Genomic DNA, 13,937 nt, shown 5'->3' with positions numbered 1-13,937 from the left:
CACCGTTCGGCGCAGCCATGGGGGAAACGTGGCACGCCGGCAACGGGGTGGCATCATGGATAACGTAGAGCGGTCATTTGCCGCCGCGACCGCGGCTGGCTTCGTGGTGCTGGTGATCGGCCTCGTGCTGCTGGCGCTGCTGTAGGGGATCGTGCAGGCAGCGGCCGTACCCTGCGATGATCGCGGGCAACGGGCATGCCGCCAATCTCAAAACTGGAAAACAACCCCATGCACAGTAGGCCTCATGGGAAATTTGTTGTTCTTTCAATGGCTTATAGGTAGTGTTTAGATACCGTCATTGTGCGCGGCAGGCTGTATGAACTCGGCGCGTCATCCCGCCATGCGCACCCATGCCCGGCGGCTGAAGCTCCTCTGACAGCGCGTCGTCGTCGATTCCGAAGGCGAGTCTCGACAGGCTTCAGTGGACCTTGATTTCGTTCAGGGGAAGACGGAGCTCGCTGGCGCGCTCGTTGCGGTCCTTCTTGCGGAACTCGTTCTCCTTGCGCTCGAACTTCGTCATCTCCTCCTGCGCCGCCTGCAGCAGGGGTTTGCGCCTGGACGTTTCGCGGTGCTCGTTGTCCGTCATGACTGAGATCCCCAATAGTTGCGGTCTTGTCTTGGACAAGGCTGAGACCGCGAAAAGGTTCGGTGCCGCAGGATTGCGGAATTATGACGACGACAGGTCATAGGCCTTCGACGCACGTCAGCTTCGGTCGGGAGGAATGTCGTGGCCGCGCTGTTATTTCGGCGGTTGCAGCCCGGGGGATTTGACCCAGTCCTGCAGATGATTTGCCAACTCGGCCTGGCGCGCCTTCTTGAGCAGGGCATCCCGCTCTGGGCCGGGAGGCAGCCTGGCAGCGTCCTCCTTGACCTGCTTCACCCATGCGGAGAGCCGGTCTTGAAGGGTCAGTTGTTGCTTGAACCGTCGCCGCTTGAGCATGACCCGCCATTGTCCGTGCGAGGAAGGCGGGGAGCGCAATCGGCGTTCGCATCACCGTTAGCTGCCGCGGTCCCTCGCGGATGATGATGGATTAGGATCCAGAAACGGAACGGCGTCTGTTCAATTGTGCGCACAACGCGCAGGGGCGAGCCGGGATTGAAGCTCGAACTGTCGCCGCCGGGGCGCTTGGCGGGGGGTTAAATACGGACAGCACCCAAATCCGGTACTGGCCGAAATAGGCCACTCGCAAAATCAAATCAGGCCAGTGAAATTAATTCAGCCAACCGGTCCGGGGTTTGGCACGCCGTCATCGCTAAGCTGAGCCTGAACGTCTGGCCGCATAGTGGCGCGAAGAGCATCCCGATCTCGCGCTTGAAGATCGGCAGTTTCCATATGGTCGAGGGGAAGCGCTTGCAGGTGAATTCGTCCGCCGAACGTTACCAGCGGGAACTGGCATATCTGCTCACTATCCTTTGAATGAAAGAGGCCGCCCACTGAGGCGGCCTTACTTCTACGTGTTCCGCTTATAAATACACGCCAGCAGAACAAATTCGGACCTATTTATTTCGCGTCCGTTCTCGCCCGGAGAACTACGGATTTAGGACACGCCTAAAGTCAACTTAGGACACCCGGGGTCAAATACGGACAGTACCCCCAAATCCGCAAAGAACATATTGCGAACCTAGAACAAATGGGGTACGTTGCTTTTATCGCCGAGCCGCCCTCGCAACCGTTTGTCCCTCACGCGAATCCTCGCCATAAGGAGCACGACCCAATGTCCGCAACTGCCCTGCGTATCGTCGAAGGATCCTCCATGGACAAGAGTAAAGCTCTGGCCGCCGCGCTCTCTCAGATCGAGCGCCAGTTCGGTAAGGGCTCGGTGATGAAGCTGGGCAAGAACGATCGCTCCATGGACATCGAGGCGGTGTCTTCGGGGTCGCTCGGGCTGGACATCGCGCTGGGCATTGGCGGCCTGCCCAAGGGCCGCATCGTCGAGATCTACGGGCCGGAATCCTCAGGTAAAACCACCTTGGCGCTGCATACGGTGGCGGAAGCGCAGAAGAAGGGCGGCATCTGCGCCTTCATCGACGCCGAGCACGCGCTCGATCCGGTCTATGCCCGCAAGCTTGGCGTCAACATCGACGAGCTCTTGATCTCGCAGCCGGACACCGGCGAGCAGGCGCTGGAAATCTGCGACACGCTGGTGCGCTCCGGCGCGGTCGACGTGCTGGTGATCGATTCGGTCGCGGCGCTGGTGCCGAAGGCCGAGCTCGAGGGCGAGATGGGCGATGCGCTGCCGGGTCTGCAGGCGCGGCTGATGAGCCAGGCGCTGCGCAAGCTGACGGCCTCGATCAACAAGTCCAACACCATGGTGATCTTCATCAACCAGATCCGCATGAAGATCGGTGTGATGTACGGCTCGCCCGAAACCACCACCGGCGGCAATGCCCTGAAATTCTACGCCTCCGTCCGCCTCGACATTCGCCGCATCGGTGCGATCAAGGAGCGCGACGAGGTGGTCGGCAACACCACGCGCGTCAAAGTGGTCAAGAACAAGCTGGCACCGCCGTTCAAGCAGGTCGAGTTCGACATCATGTACGGCGAGGGCGTGTCCAAGATGGGCGAGATCCTCGATCTCGGCGTCAAGGCCGGCATCGTCGAAAAGTCCGGCGCCTGGTTCTCCTATGACAGCCAGCGCCTCGGCCAAGGCCGCGAGAATTCGAAAGCGTTCTTGAAGGCCAACCCCGACATCACCGCCAAGATCGAGACCGCGATCCGCCAGAACTCCGGCCTGATCGCCGAGCAGATCCTGGCCGGCACGCCCGAGCGCGATGCCGACGGCGAGGAGCCGACGGACGAGTAGTTTTCGAGTACAGAGTTATCGCGAGGAGCGGGCATTGAGGACGTTGAGTTGCCGACGTCTTCGGTGCCCGTTTCGTTATGATCAGCACAACTTTCTGGAGTTGCTGGAACGGCAAGCCGCAGCAATGAATGAACCAGATGACGAGAAAGAAGCCGGGCCGTCAGAGGACGAGCTCGGCGCAGAATGATGCTCAGAAACCGCCGTAGGGTTAGTCAAAGACGTAACCCACAACGTCCGTCTCCGCAGAAGTGAAGTGGTGGGCTACGCCGGCGGACAGCGCTTCGCGCCGCCGCCCGCTAACCCACCCTAAGAAGCCTCACTCCGCCGCTTGCGCGTAATCGCTCACCGGCGGGCAGGAGCACACGAGGTTGCGGTCGCCGTAGACGTTGTCGACGCGCCCCACCGGGCTCCAATATTTGTCGGTGCGCGAGGTGCCCGCGGGGAAGCAGCCTTCGGCGCGGGTATAGGCGCGCTTCCAGTCGTCATCCGCGATATCGTGCACGGTGTGCGGGGCGTTGCGCAGCGGCGAGGCCTCGATCTTGAAGCGGCCGGCCTCGACCTCGGCGATCTCCTTGCGGATCGCGATCATGGCGTCGCAGAAGCGATCCAGCTCGGCCTTGGATTCCGACTCGGTCGGCTCGATCATCAGCGTGCCCGGCACCGGGAAGCTCATGGTCGGGGCGTGGAAGCCGTAGTCGATCAGGCGCTTGGCGATGTCGTCTACGGTGACGCCGGACGTAACCTTCAGCGGACGGGGATCGACGATGCACTCATGGGCGACGCGGCCCTTCTCGTTCTTGTAGAGCACCGGGAAGTGCGGATCGAGGCGCGCGGCGATGTAGTTGGCGTTGAGGATTGCGATCTCGGTGGCGCGCTTCAGGCCGTCGCCGCCCATCATCAGGATGTAGATGTAGGAGATGGTCAGGATCGACGCCGAGCCGAACGGCGCGGCCGAGACCGGACCGACCGGTGCATCGCCGTTCGTCGTGGGATGACCCGGCAGGAACGGCGCGAGATGCGCCTTCACACCGATCGGGCCCATGCCGGGACCGCCGCCGCCATGCGGGATGCAGAAGGTCTTGTGCAAATTGAGGTGGCTGACGTCAGCGCCGTAATCGCCGGGCCTGGAGAGGCCGACCTGCGCATTGAGGTTGGCACCGTCGAGATAGACCTGGCCGCCATGGCCGTGCACGATGTCGCAGATCTCGCGGATGTGCTCCTCGAACACGCCGTGGGTGGAGGGATAGGTGATCATGACCGCGGCGAGGTCGTTCGAATGCTTCTCGGCCTTGGCGCGGAGATCGTTGACGTCGACGTCGCCGTTCTTCTCGCAGGACACCACCACCACGTCCATGCCGACCATCGCGGCCGAAGCCGGATTGGTGCCGTGGGCGGAGGAGGGGATCAGGCAGATCTTGCGGTGGCTCTCGCCGCGCGCGGCATGGTAGCCGCGGATCGCGAGCAGCCCGGCATATTCGCCTTGCGCGCCGGAATTCGGCTGCAGCGAGATCGCGTCATAGCCGGTGATGTCGCACAGCCACTTTTCCAGCCGTGCGAACAGCGCGTGATAGCCGGCCGCCTGCTCGCGCGGGACGAACGGGTGCAGCGTCGCGAATTCCGGCCAGGTCAGGGGCATCATCTCGGTGGTTGCGTTCAGCTTCATCGTGCAGGATCCCAGCGGGATCATCGCACGGTCGAGCGCGAGGTCGCGATCTGAGAGCTTGCGCATGTAGCGCAGCATCTCGGTCTCCGAGCGATGCGCGTGGAACACCGGGTGGGTGAGGAAAGCCGTGGTGCGCTTCAGCGCCTCCGGCAGCGCCTCGCGCGTGGTCGCGTCGATCTCGGCGTAGGACAGCGTGCCGCCGAACGCGCGCCAGACCGCTTCGACGGTCGCGGGCGTCGTGGTCTCGTCGAGCGCAATGCGCAGGGCGGTGTCACCGACGCCGAGATTGAGCTTCTCAGCAGCCGCGCGCGCGACGATCTCGGCGCGCCTGGCGCCGGCATCGACGCTCAGCGTGTCGAAGAAGGCCTCCGACTGCGGCGCAAAGCCGAGCTTGCGCAGGCCGGCCGCGAGCACCGCGGCGCGGCGATGCAAATTGCGCGCGATCTGCGAGAGGCCCTCGGGGCCATGATAGACCGCATACATCGAGGCGATCACGGCGAGCAGCACCTGGGCGGTGCAGATGTTGGAGGTCGCCTTCTCGCGGCGGATGTGCTGCTCGCGGGTCTGCAGCGCGAGCCGATAGGCGGGTGCGCCGCGCGAATCCACGGAGAGGCCGACGATGCGGCCGGGCAGCGAGCGCTTGAGCGCATCGCGCACCGCCATATAGGCGGCGTGCGGTCCGCCATAGCCCATCGGCACGCCGAAACGCTGAGCGGAGCCGATCGCGATGTCGGCACCGAGCTCGCCCGGGGAGGCGAGCAGCGTCAGCGCGAGGAGATCGGCGGCGAGAATCGCGAGCGCGCCCTTGGCTTTCAACGCTGCTATCGCGGGCCTGAGGTCGCGCACGGCGCCGGAACAGCCCGGGTATTGCAGCAGCGCGCCGAGCACGTCGGCCTTGTCGAGATCGGTGAGGGGATCGCCGACGATCAGCTTCCAGCCGAGCGGCTCGGCGCGGGTGCGCATCACCGCCAGCGTCTGCGGATGCACGTCCTTGTCGACGAAGAAGGCTTGCGCCTTGACCTGCGAATGCCGCTCGGCGAGCGCCATGGCTTCGGCCGCCGCGGTGGCTTCATCGAGCAGCGAGGCGTTGGCGACGTCGAGCCCGGTGAGGTCGCAGATCATGGTCTGGAAGTTGAGCAGCGCTTCCAGCCGGCCCTGGCTGATCTCGGGCTGATAGGGCGTGTAGGCCGTGTACCAGGCCGGGTTCTCCAAAATGTTGCGCTGGATCACCGCGGGCAGGATCGTGCCGGAATAGCCTTGGCCGATCAGCGAGGTGAAGACCTGGTTCTGTCGCGCCAGCTCGGCCATGTGCGCGATCGCCTCGGTCTCGCTCAGCGGCTTGCCGAGATCGAGCGGCGCGGCCTGCCGGATCGAGGCCGGCAGCGTCTCCGCCATCAAGGCATCGACGCTCTTTGCGCTGACGGCCTCCAGCATGGCGGCCACATCGCGCGCCGAAGGGCCGATATGGCGGCGAACGAAACTGGCGGCGGTGTCGCCGTTGGTCTTGCGGTGCGCGGTCATCGCTTGCTCCATCGTCCCTAAGCCGTATGTGCCTTGTACGCAGCTTCATCCATGAGGCCGCCGAGCTCGTTCTTGTCGGCGATCTTGATCTTGAAGAACCAGGCCTTGCCTTGCGCATCCGAGTTCACCAGCGCCGGCTCGGCCGCGAGCTCGGCATTGGTCTCGAGCACCTCGCCGGTGACAGGCGCGTAGACGTCGGAGGCGGCCTTGACCGATTCCACCACGGCGGCGGCTTCCGCCTTCTTCAGCGTGCGGCCGACCTTGGGCAGCTCCACGAATACGACATCGCCGAGCTGCTGCTGGGCATAATCGGTGATGCCGACGGTCGCGACATCGCCGTCGATCGCCAGCCATTCGTGGTCGGAGGTGTACAGCGTCGTGGTCATTTCAAGTCCTCAGCGTTTGTAGGTGTTTTTCACGAAGGGCATGGCGGCGACGGTGAGCGGCAGCCGCTGGCCGCGCACCTCGGCAAAGAGTTTCGTATCGAGCGCGCTCATGGCCGTGGGCACGTAGCCCATCGCGACCGGCGCGTTCAGGGTCGGCCCAAAACCGCCCGAGGTGACCTTTCCGATCGGCTCGCCGGAGGCGGCGTCCGCAAACAGCAGCGCGCCTTCGCGCACCGGCGCGCGGCCCTCGGCACGCAGACCGACGCGGCGGCGGGATGCGCCGTTGTCGAAATGGGCGAGGATCTTCTCAGTGCCGGGAAAGCCACCGGCGCGCGCGCCGCCATTGCGGCGGCTCTTCTGCACCGACCATTCCAGCGCGGCCTCGACCGGCGTGGTCGCGGTGTCGATGTCGTGGCCGTAGAGGCAGAGGCCTGCTTCCAGCCGCAGGCTGTCGCGGGCGCCAAGGCCGATCGGCATCACGTCGGGGTTTTCCAGCAGCGTCTTCGCGAGCCGCTCGGCATCGGCGGCCGGGACGGAAATCTCAAAGCCGTCCTCGCCGGTGTAGCCGGAGCGCGAGACGAAACACTTGATGCCGGCGACCTCGTGCGGGCCGGCATCCATGAATGTCATGGCGGGCGCCTCTGCACAGAATTTCGCCAGCGCCGCTTCCGCCTTCGGGCCCTGCAGCGCGATCAGGGCGCGGTCCTGGAGCGAATCGATGATGCAATCGTCCGAGAGATTCGCGCGCAGATGCGCCTCGTCCTCCGCCTTGCAGGCGGCGTTGACGACCAGGAACAGGTGGTCGCCGAAATTGGCGACCATGAGATCGTCGAGAATGCCGCCGTCCGGATTGGTGAATTGGGCGTAGCGCTGCCGGCCGGGCGCGATCGCCAGAATGTCCTGCGGCACCAGCCGCTCCAGCGCACGGGCAGCGTCCTCCACCTTGCCGGATTTCGGCCGGAGCGCGAGCTGGCCCATATGGGAGACGTCGAACAGGCCGGCGGAGCTGCGGGTCTGGAGGTGCTCCTTGAGGACGCCCGCGGGGTATTGCACGGGCATCTCATAGGCCGCGAACGGCACCATCTTGCCGCCGAGCGACACATGCAGATCGTAGAGGGGGGTACGTTTCAGGGAGTCTTTGTCGTCACGCGCCAGCATCACAGGGGCCCTCGGCGGTTCCCCGGGGACGATTCCCCGAGACAAACCAGTCGAAGCCCCATCTGTCGCTGTGCCTGAGAGTATTATCCCGTCGGCGGACGCTATCCGGGCCAACCTTCCTTAGAAGGTATTTGCCCGCCGGCGCCTCTTTCCAGATGTCGTCAAAGCCACGCGGTCCTTTTGCCTGAGAGTTTCCGGGGCGGTTGCTCCTTCGGCGCCGGCTGCCTAAAGCCGGTCTCTCCCGACGTGGCCGTACGATACAAGTGGGTAAAGACCACAGGCTGGCCAAGCCTGTCAACGCGGCATCCGTGCCTTTCAACGGGATTGCAAGGGGGACTGAGCGCCTGCGGCAACCCTCTGATCTCTCTGCACAGTTTCTGGACAGCGAAGCTGGCCTTGTCTAAAAGCGCTTTGGCCCGCAGATATCAGCCCAAACGCGCGGTTTGGATGGCTGGGAAGCGGGTCCAAGCATACCCGATTGGATGAACATGAGCGGCGTCAACGAGATCAGGTCGACCTTTCTGAACTTCTTTGCCGAGAACGGCCACGAGATCGTGTCGTCCTCGCCCCTCGTGCCGCGCAACGATCCGACGTTGATGTTCACCAATGCCGGCATGGTGCAGTTCAAGAACGTCTTCACCGGCGTCGAGAAGCGGCCCTATCAGCGCGCCACCACGTCGCAGAAATGCGTGCGCGCCGGCGGCAAGCACAACGACCTCGACAATGTCGGCTACACCGCGCGCCATCTCACCTTCTTCGAGATGCTCGGCAACTTCTCGTTCGGCGACTATTTCAAGGAGCGCGCGATCGAGCTGGCCTGGAAGCTGATCACCAAGGATTTCGGGCTCAACAAGGACAAGCTGCTCGTCACCGTCTACCACACCGACGACGAGGCGCACGGGCTCTGGAAGAAGATCGCCGGCTTTTCCGACGATCGCATCATCCGCATTCCGACCTCGGACAATTTCTGGGCGATGGGCGACACCGGCCCGTGCGGCCCGTGCTCGGAGATCTTCATCGACCGCGGCGATCACATCTGGGGCGGGCCTCCCGGCTCGCCGGAAGAGGACGGCGACCGCTTCCTCGAATTCTGGAATCTCGTGTTCATGCAATACGAGCAGGTGACGAAGGAGGAGCGCGTCGACCTGCCGCGTCCCTCGATCGACACAGGCATGGGCCTCGAGCGCATGGCCTGCATCATGCAGGGCGTCGACAGCGTGTTCGAGACCGACCTGTTCCGTCATCTGATCGACGCGACCTCGTCCGCGCTCGGCAGCGGGCCGAACGAGCAGAACGTCGCCTCGTTCCGCGTCATCGCCGACCACTTGCGCTCCTCGGCCTTCCTGGTCGCGGACGGCGTGCTGCCCTCGAACGAGGGCCGCGGCTACGTGCTGCGCCGGATCATGCGCCGCGCGATGCGCCATGCGCAACTGCTCGGCGCCAAGGAACCGTTGATGCATCGCCTCGTCTGGGCGCTGGTGCGCGAGATGGGCCAGGCCTATCCGGATTTGATGCGCGCCGAAAATCTTATCGAGGAAACGCTGCGGCTGGAAGAGACCCGCTTCCGGAAGACGCTGGTCCGCGGCCTTGCCATCCTCGACGAGAAGAGCGCGTCGCTGAAGAAGGGCGACATGTTCGACGGCGACGTCGCCTTCACGCTGTACGACACCTATGGCTTCCCGCTGGATCTGACGCAGGACGCGCTGAAATCGCGCGGCATCGGCGTGGACCAGGCCGCGTTCACCGACGCGATGGAGCGGCAGAAGGCCAAGGCGCGCGAATCCTGGAAGGGCTCTGGCGAAGCTGCGTCCGAAGCGATCTGGTTCCCGCTGCGCGAGAAGCTGGGTGCGACCGAATTCCTGGGCTACGAGACCGAGAGCGCCGAGGGCGTGGTGTCCGCGCTGGTGAAAGATGGTGCGGAGGTCGCAAGCCTCAAGGCCGGCGAGACGGGCGCGATCGTGCTGAACCAGACGCCGTTCTATGCGGAATCCGGCGGCCAGGTCGGCGACACCGGCGTGCTCTCGGGCGAGGGCGGCATCAAGTTCCGCGTCACCGACACCCAGAAGAAGCTCGGCGATTTTTTCGTGCATGTCGGCACCGTCGAGAGCGGCGAGCTGAAAATCGGCACGGCGCTGCAGCTCGAAGTGGATCATTCGCGGCGCTCCTCGATCCGCGCGCATCACTCGGCGACGCATCTCATCCACGAGGCGCTGCGCCAGGTGCTCGGCGATCACATCGCCCAGCGCGGCTCGATGGTGGCGCCGGATCGCCTGCGCTTCGACTTCGTGCATCCGAAGCCGATCACGGCGGAGGAGCTCGCGCGCGTCGAGGACATCGCCAACGACGTGGTGCTGGAGAACGACGAGGTCACCACGCGCGTGATGGGCGTCGATGAAGCCCGCGAAGCCGGTGCCCGCGCCCTGTTCGGTGAGAAATACGGCGACGAGGTCCGCGTCGTCTCGATGGGCCGCACCGCGCGCGAGCGCGGCACCAACGCGCTCGGCTGGTCGGTCGAGCTCTGCGGCGGAACCCATGTCAAGCGCACCGGCGACATCGGCCTGATCACGCTGACGAGCGAGAGCGCGGTCGCCTCCGGCGTGCGCCGCATCGAGGCGCTGACCGGCAACTATGCGCGCCGGCACGCCAACGACACCATGGCGCTGGCGAAGACCGCGGCGAGCGAGCTGCGTACCTCGATCGACGATGTCCCGGCGCGCATCACCGCGCTGATGGAAGAGCGCAAGAAGCTCGAGCGCGAGCTCTCCGACGCCCGCAAGAAGCTGGCGATGGGCGGCGGCGCGTCGAGCGGCGATGGCGCCGCGGCCAGCGTGCGCGACGCCGGCGGCGTCAAGCTGATGGCGCGCGCGGTCGAGGGCATCGAGATGAAGGATCTCAAGAGCCTCGCCGACGAGGCGAAGAAGCAGATTGGCTCCGGCGTCGTCGCCATCGTCGGCGTCACCGAGGACGGCAAGGCCGGCGTCGTGGTCGGCGTCACCGCGGACCTGACCGCGCGCTTCAACGCCGTGAACCTGGTGCGCGTGGCCTCCGAGGCGCTCGGCGGCAAGGGCGGCGGCGGCCGGCCCGACATGGCGCAGGCCGGCGGCCCCGATGGAGCCAATGCGACCGACGCACTGGCGGCGATCGAAAAAGCGATGGGGGCTGCGTGAAGCCATGCGCCCCGGTCCGCGAGGGCGTGGGCTTCGCGATCCCGATGTGAGGGATCGCCTCTACGAATTGCTGGAGCACGACCCGCTGGCCTATTCGGCCGGGTCGCGCTTCATCCAGATCATCATCGGCGTCATCGTGCTCAACGTGGTCGCGATGATCCTCGCTTCGGTGCCGGAGCTGGACGCGCAGTTCGGCGCGCTGTTCGAAGCCATCACCATCATGTCCGTGATCGTGTTCGCGCTGGAATATCTGGCGCGGCTGTGGACCGTGGCGGGCCACACTCCCCGCAAGGCGTCCGCGCTGTCCGACCGGCTCGGCTATGCCCTGTCGGCGCTCGGCATCATCGACCTCATGGCATTCCTGCCTGCGGCCATCGTGCTCGCCACCGGCCGGCACGCGACGCTGGCAGCGCTCGGCGTGCTGCCGTTCTTCAAGCTGATACGGTACTCGCCGGCGATGCGCTCGCTGCTCGCCGCCGTGCATGCCGAACGGCGGGCGCTGATCGGCTGCATCGTCATCTTGATCGGCGCGGTCCTGACCTTCGCCTCGCTGCTCTACGCCATCGAGCGCGACGTGCAGCCGGACAAGCTCGGCACCATCCCGCAGGCGATGTGGTGGGCGATCGTGACGCTCGGCACCGTCGGCTATGGCGATGTGGTGCCGGTGACGCCGCTCGGCAAGCTCGTCTCCACCTTCGCCATCATCTCGGGCTTTGCGATGATCGCGCTGCCGGTCGCGATCATCTCGACCGCCTTTGCCGAGGAGGTGAAGCGGCGCGACTTCGTCGTCACCTGGGGCATGCTGGCGCGGGTGCCGCTGTTCTCGCATCTGTCGGCCGCCGAGATTGCCGACATCATGCGGCTGCTGCGCGCGCGCACGATCGAGCAGGGCGAGATCCTGGTGCGGCGGGGCGATGCAGCGTCCTCGATGTATTTCATCACGGCGGGCGAGGTCGAGATCGCGCTGCCGAGCCAGCATGTGCGGCTTGCCGACGGCACCTTCTTCGGTGAGATCGCGTTGCTGCACAAGACAAAACGCAGCGGCACGGTGACGGCGACGCGCAAGACGCGCCTGCTCGTGCTCGACGCCCAGGATTTTCACGCCTTGATCGCGCGCATGCCGACGCTCGCCGACCACGTCCACGAAACCGCCAAGGCGAGGCTCGCCGACACCGGCGACCTCGCGCTGGCGGAGCTGGCGCAGGCGGAGAAGGACGATACCGACCGCTGAGCGGTCAGCCCTTCTTCAGGAAAACATACTCGGCCGAGTAGGGCGCGCTTCTGAACTCGCCGGCCTTGTCGCAGACGCCGTCGAGCTTGCCGCCGTGCGTGTTGATGCGCTGGACCGTCGTGACCGGCGTCAGGGTGCCGCTGCCGCGGCGGGCGGTGACCTCCAGCTTCAGCCAGGGGATGTCGGCCGCCGTCGCGCCCGGCGCGTTGCCGGCGGCCTTGCCGACCACCGCACTGCCATCGGTGAGCTCCCAGTTCGGGCCGGCATAGTGTCGTCCGACCGTCTTGCCCTCGGACAGCAGCGTCGCGATCGGCTCGCGGAACGCCCAGCCGAGCTTGCCGTCGGCGCCAGCCTTGCACTCATAGACCTGCGCGCCCTCGGCGTGGACGCTGAGCACCATGCTCTCGCCCGGCGCGGCGATGGCGTCGGGAAGGGATTCTGCGGCCGTAGCAGATCCAGCGAGCAGCAACAGGCAGGGGACGGCAAGCTTGATCGACATGGTCGCATCTCCGCGCGGGGCCTCAAAAGAAACGGGCCGCGCTTGAAGGCGCGGCCCGCGATGATGTCTGGCCCAGTCGGGCGAAATTGCGGTCGGCTTACGCCGCCAGCTCCTTGGTGAGGTTCTCGGCGACCTTGTCGAGGAAGCCGGTGGTCGAGAGCCAGCGCTGGTCGGCGCCGACCAGCAGCGCGAGGTCCTTGGTCATGTAGCCGGCCTCGACGGTGTCGACGCAGACCTTCTCCAGCGTGTTGGCGAACTTGGCGAGCTCGGCATTGTTGTCGAGCTTGGCGCGGTGGGCGAGGCCTCTCGTCCAGGCGAAGATCGACGCGATCGAGTTGGTCGAGGTCTCCTTGCCCTTCTGGTGCTCGCGGTAGTGGCGGGTCACCGTGCCGTGGGCGGCTTCCGCCTCGACGGTCTTGCCGTCGGGGGTGAGCAGCACCGAGGTCATCAGGCCGAGCGAACCGTAGCCCTGCGCAACCGTATCGGACTGCACGTCGCCGTCGTAGTTCTTGCAGGCCCAGACATAGCCGCCGGACCATTTCAGCGCCGAGGCCACCATGTCGTCGATCAGGCGGTGCTCGTAGGTCAGACCCTTGGCGTCGAATTCCTTCTTGAACTCGCGGTCGAAGATGTCCTGGAAGATGTCCTTGAAGCGGCCGTCATAGACCTTCAGAATCGTGTTCTTGGTCGAGAGATAGACGGGGTAGTTGCGCAGCAGGCCGTAGTTGAAGGAGGCGCGGGCGAAGTCGATGATGGAGTCGTCGAGATTGTACATCTCCATGGCGACGCCGGCGCCGGGGGCCTTGAACACTTCCTTCTCGATCACGGTGCCGTCCTCGCCGACGAACTTCATCGAGAGGGTGCCCTTGCCCGGGAACTTGATGTCGGTGGCGCGGTACTGATCGCCATAGGCGTGGCGGCCGATGATGATCGGCTTGCTCCAGCCGGGAACCAGGCGCGGCACGTTCTTGCAGATGATCGGCTCGCGGAAGATGCAGCCGCCGAGGATGTTGCGGATGGTGCCGTTCGGCGACTTCCACATCTGCTTGAGGTTGAACTCCCTCACCCGCGCTTCATCGGGGGTGATGGTGGCGCACTTGACGCCGACGCCGACCTTCTTGATGGCCTCGGCCGCGTCGATCGTGACCTGATCGTTGGTGTGGTCGCGGTATTCCATGCCCAGGTCGAAATAGAGCAGCTCGACATCCAGGAACGGGTTGATCAGCTTGTCCTTGATGTACTGCCAGATGATCCGGGTCATCTCGTCGCCATCAAGTTCGACGACGGGATTGGATACCTTGATTTTTGCCATGATCGGGGAAGCCTCTTGGAACGGCGCTTTTGACGCGCCACGGGAATATCCGCCGCCTCTTAGCACCCAGACGCGGCGGGCGAAAGCCAAGGGATTATGCACTTTTAGCTCATCCAGCTTCCCCAGACGGGGGGCGGGGAGCCGCCCTGCCGCAGGGCCGAATCCGGGGGATCCCGCATCGATTCAAAAGTCGAAT

The 13,937-nt window shown here is 65.1% G+C and carries 10 protein-coding genes and 1 riboswitch; of the genes, 3 read left to right on the top strand and 7 right to left on the bottom strand.

The genetic code is table 11. The features are described from left to right. Positions 1-418: 418 nt before the first annotated feature. Positions 419-586 carry a hypothetical protein gene (locus tag XH83_RS23895; protein WP_194403169.1) on the bottom strand — a complete coding sequence of 56 codons (168 nt, stop codon included), beginning with the start codon at positions 584-586 and terminating at the stop codon, positions 419-421. 153 nt (positions 587-739) lie between these two features. Further along, the gene (locus XH83_RS23890; protein ID WP_194403168.1) at positions 740-940 is read right to left on the bottom strand and encodes a hypothetical protein; all 201 of its coding nucleotides are present in this window, start codon (positions 938-940) and stop codon (positions 740-742) included. A gap of 775 nt (positions 941-1,715) precedes the next feature. On the opposite strand from XH83_RS23890, the gene recA reads away from it, so the two are divergent. Continuing rightward, positions 1,716-2,804: a recombinase RecA gene (gene recA, locus XH83_RS23885; protein ID WP_126260835.1), complete on the top strand. Its 1,089-nt coding sequence runs from the start codon at positions 1,716-1,718 to the stop codon at positions 2,802-2,804. A gap of 316 nt (positions 2,805-3,120) precedes the next feature. Here the strand turns inward: recA and gcvP are convergent, their stop codons facing one another. The 3 genes from gcvP to gcvT are packed head-to-tail and all read right to left on the bottom strand — an operon-like array spanning position 3,121 to position 7,532. After that, entirely contained in the window at positions 3,121-5,988 is a 2,868-nt protein-coding gene (gene gcvP / locus XH83_RS23880; protein ID WP_194403167.1) for an aminomethyl-transferring glycine dehydrogenase, read from the bottom strand. 17 nt (positions 5,989-6,005) lie between these two features. After that, the gene (gene gcvH, locus XH83_RS23875) at positions 6,006-6,374 is read right to left on the bottom strand and encodes a glycine cleavage system protein GcvH (RefSeq protein WP_194403166.1); all 369 of its coding nucleotides are present in this window, start codon (positions 6,372-6,374) and stop codon (positions 6,006-6,008) included. 9 nt (positions 6,375-6,383) lie between these two features. After that, positions 6,384-7,532 carry a glycine cleavage system aminomethyltransferase GcvT gene (gene gcvT / locus XH83_RS23870; RefSeq protein WP_194403165.1) on the bottom strand — a complete coding sequence of 383 codons (1,149 nt, stop codon included), beginning with the start codon at positions 7,530-7,532 and terminating at the stop codon, positions 6,384-6,386. 163 nt (positions 7,533-7,695) lie between these two features. Continuing rightward, a riboswitch (glycine riboswitch) is annotated at positions 7,696-7,786 on the bottom strand. Positions 7,787-8,020: 234 nt separating this feature from the next. On the opposite strand from gcvT, the gene alaS reads away from it, so the two are divergent. Both alaS and XH83_RS23860 read left to right on the top strand, forming a co-directional pair. After that, positions 8,021-10,699, top strand: a complete 2,679-nt coding sequence (gene alaS / locus XH83_RS23865) for an alanine--tRNA ligase (RefSeq protein ID WP_194403164.1) — start codon at positions 8,021-8,023, stop codon at positions 10,697-10,699. A 4-nt stretch (positions 10,700-10,703) separates the two neighbouring features. Then, a complete protein-coding gene (locus XH83_RS23860; protein ID WP_194403163.1) occupies positions 10,704-11,930 on the top strand; it encodes a cyclic nucleotide-gated ion channel in 1,227 nt (408 codons plus the stop codon). Positions 11,931-11,934: 4 nt separating this feature from the next. Here XH83_RS23860 and XH83_RS23855 read toward each other — a convergent pair whose 3' ends face one another. Then, positions 11,935-12,429 carry a DUF3455 domain-containing protein gene (locus tag XH83_RS23855; RefSeq protein WP_194403162.1) on the bottom strand — a complete coding sequence of 165 codons (495 nt, stop codon included), beginning with the start codon at positions 12,427-12,429 and terminating at the stop codon, positions 11,935-11,937. A gap of 97 nt (positions 12,430-12,526) precedes the next feature. After that, a complete protein-coding gene (locus XH83_RS23850) occupies positions 12,527-13,741 on the bottom strand; it encodes an NADP-dependent isocitrate dehydrogenase (RefSeq protein ID WP_194403161.1) in 1,215 nt (404 codons plus the stop codon). Between the last annotated feature and the right edge of the window lie 196 nt (positions 13,742-13,937).

The sequence above is a fragment of the Bradyrhizobium sp. CCBAU 53351 genome (assembly GCF_015291745.1).
Lineage (GTDB): Bacteria > Pseudomonadota > Alphaproteobacteria > Rhizobiales > Xanthobacteraceae > Bradyrhizobium.
Note: the sequence above shows the minus strand (reverse complement) of the source record. Positions and strands in the feature narration are given on the sequence as shown.

Coding starts and splice junctions, on each gene's coding strand:
- gcvH (WP_194403166.1), bottom strand. CDS start 6,374: ATGACCACGACGCTGTACACCTCCGACCACGAATGGCTGGCGATCGAC.
- recA (WP_126260835.1), top strand. CDS start 1,716: ATGTCCGCAACTGCCCTGCGTATCGTCGAAGGATCCTCCATGGACAAG.
- XH83_RS23850 (WP_194403161.1), bottom strand. CDS start 13,741: ATGGCAAAAATCAAGGTATCCAATCCCGTCGTCGAACTTGATGGCGAC.
- gcvT (WP_194403165.1), bottom strand. CDS start 7,532: ATGCTGGCGCGTGACGACAAAGACTCCCTGAAACGTACCCCCCTCTAC.
- gcvP (WP_194403167.1), bottom strand. CDS start 5,988: ATGACCGCGCACCGCAAGACCAACGGCGACACCGCCGCCAGTTTCGTT.
- XH83_RS23895 (WP_194403169.1), bottom strand. CDS start 586: ATGACGGACAACGAGCACCGCGAAACGTCCAGGCGCAAACCCCTGCTG.
- XH83_RS23855 (WP_194403162.1), bottom strand. CDS start 12,429: ATGTCGATCAAGCTTGCCGTCCCCTGCCTGTTGCTGCTCGCTGGATCT.
- XH83_RS23860 (WP_194403163.1), top strand. CDS start 10,704: ATGCGCCCCGGTCCGCGAGGGCGTGGGCTTCGCGATCCCGATGTGAGG.
- XH83_RS23890 (WP_194403168.1), bottom strand. CDS start 940: ATGCTCAAGCGGCGACGGTTCAAGCAACAACTGACCCTTCAAGACCGG.
- alaS (WP_194403164.1), top strand. CDS start 8,021: ATGAGCGGCGTCAACGAGATCAGGTCGACCTTTCTGAACTTCTTTGCC.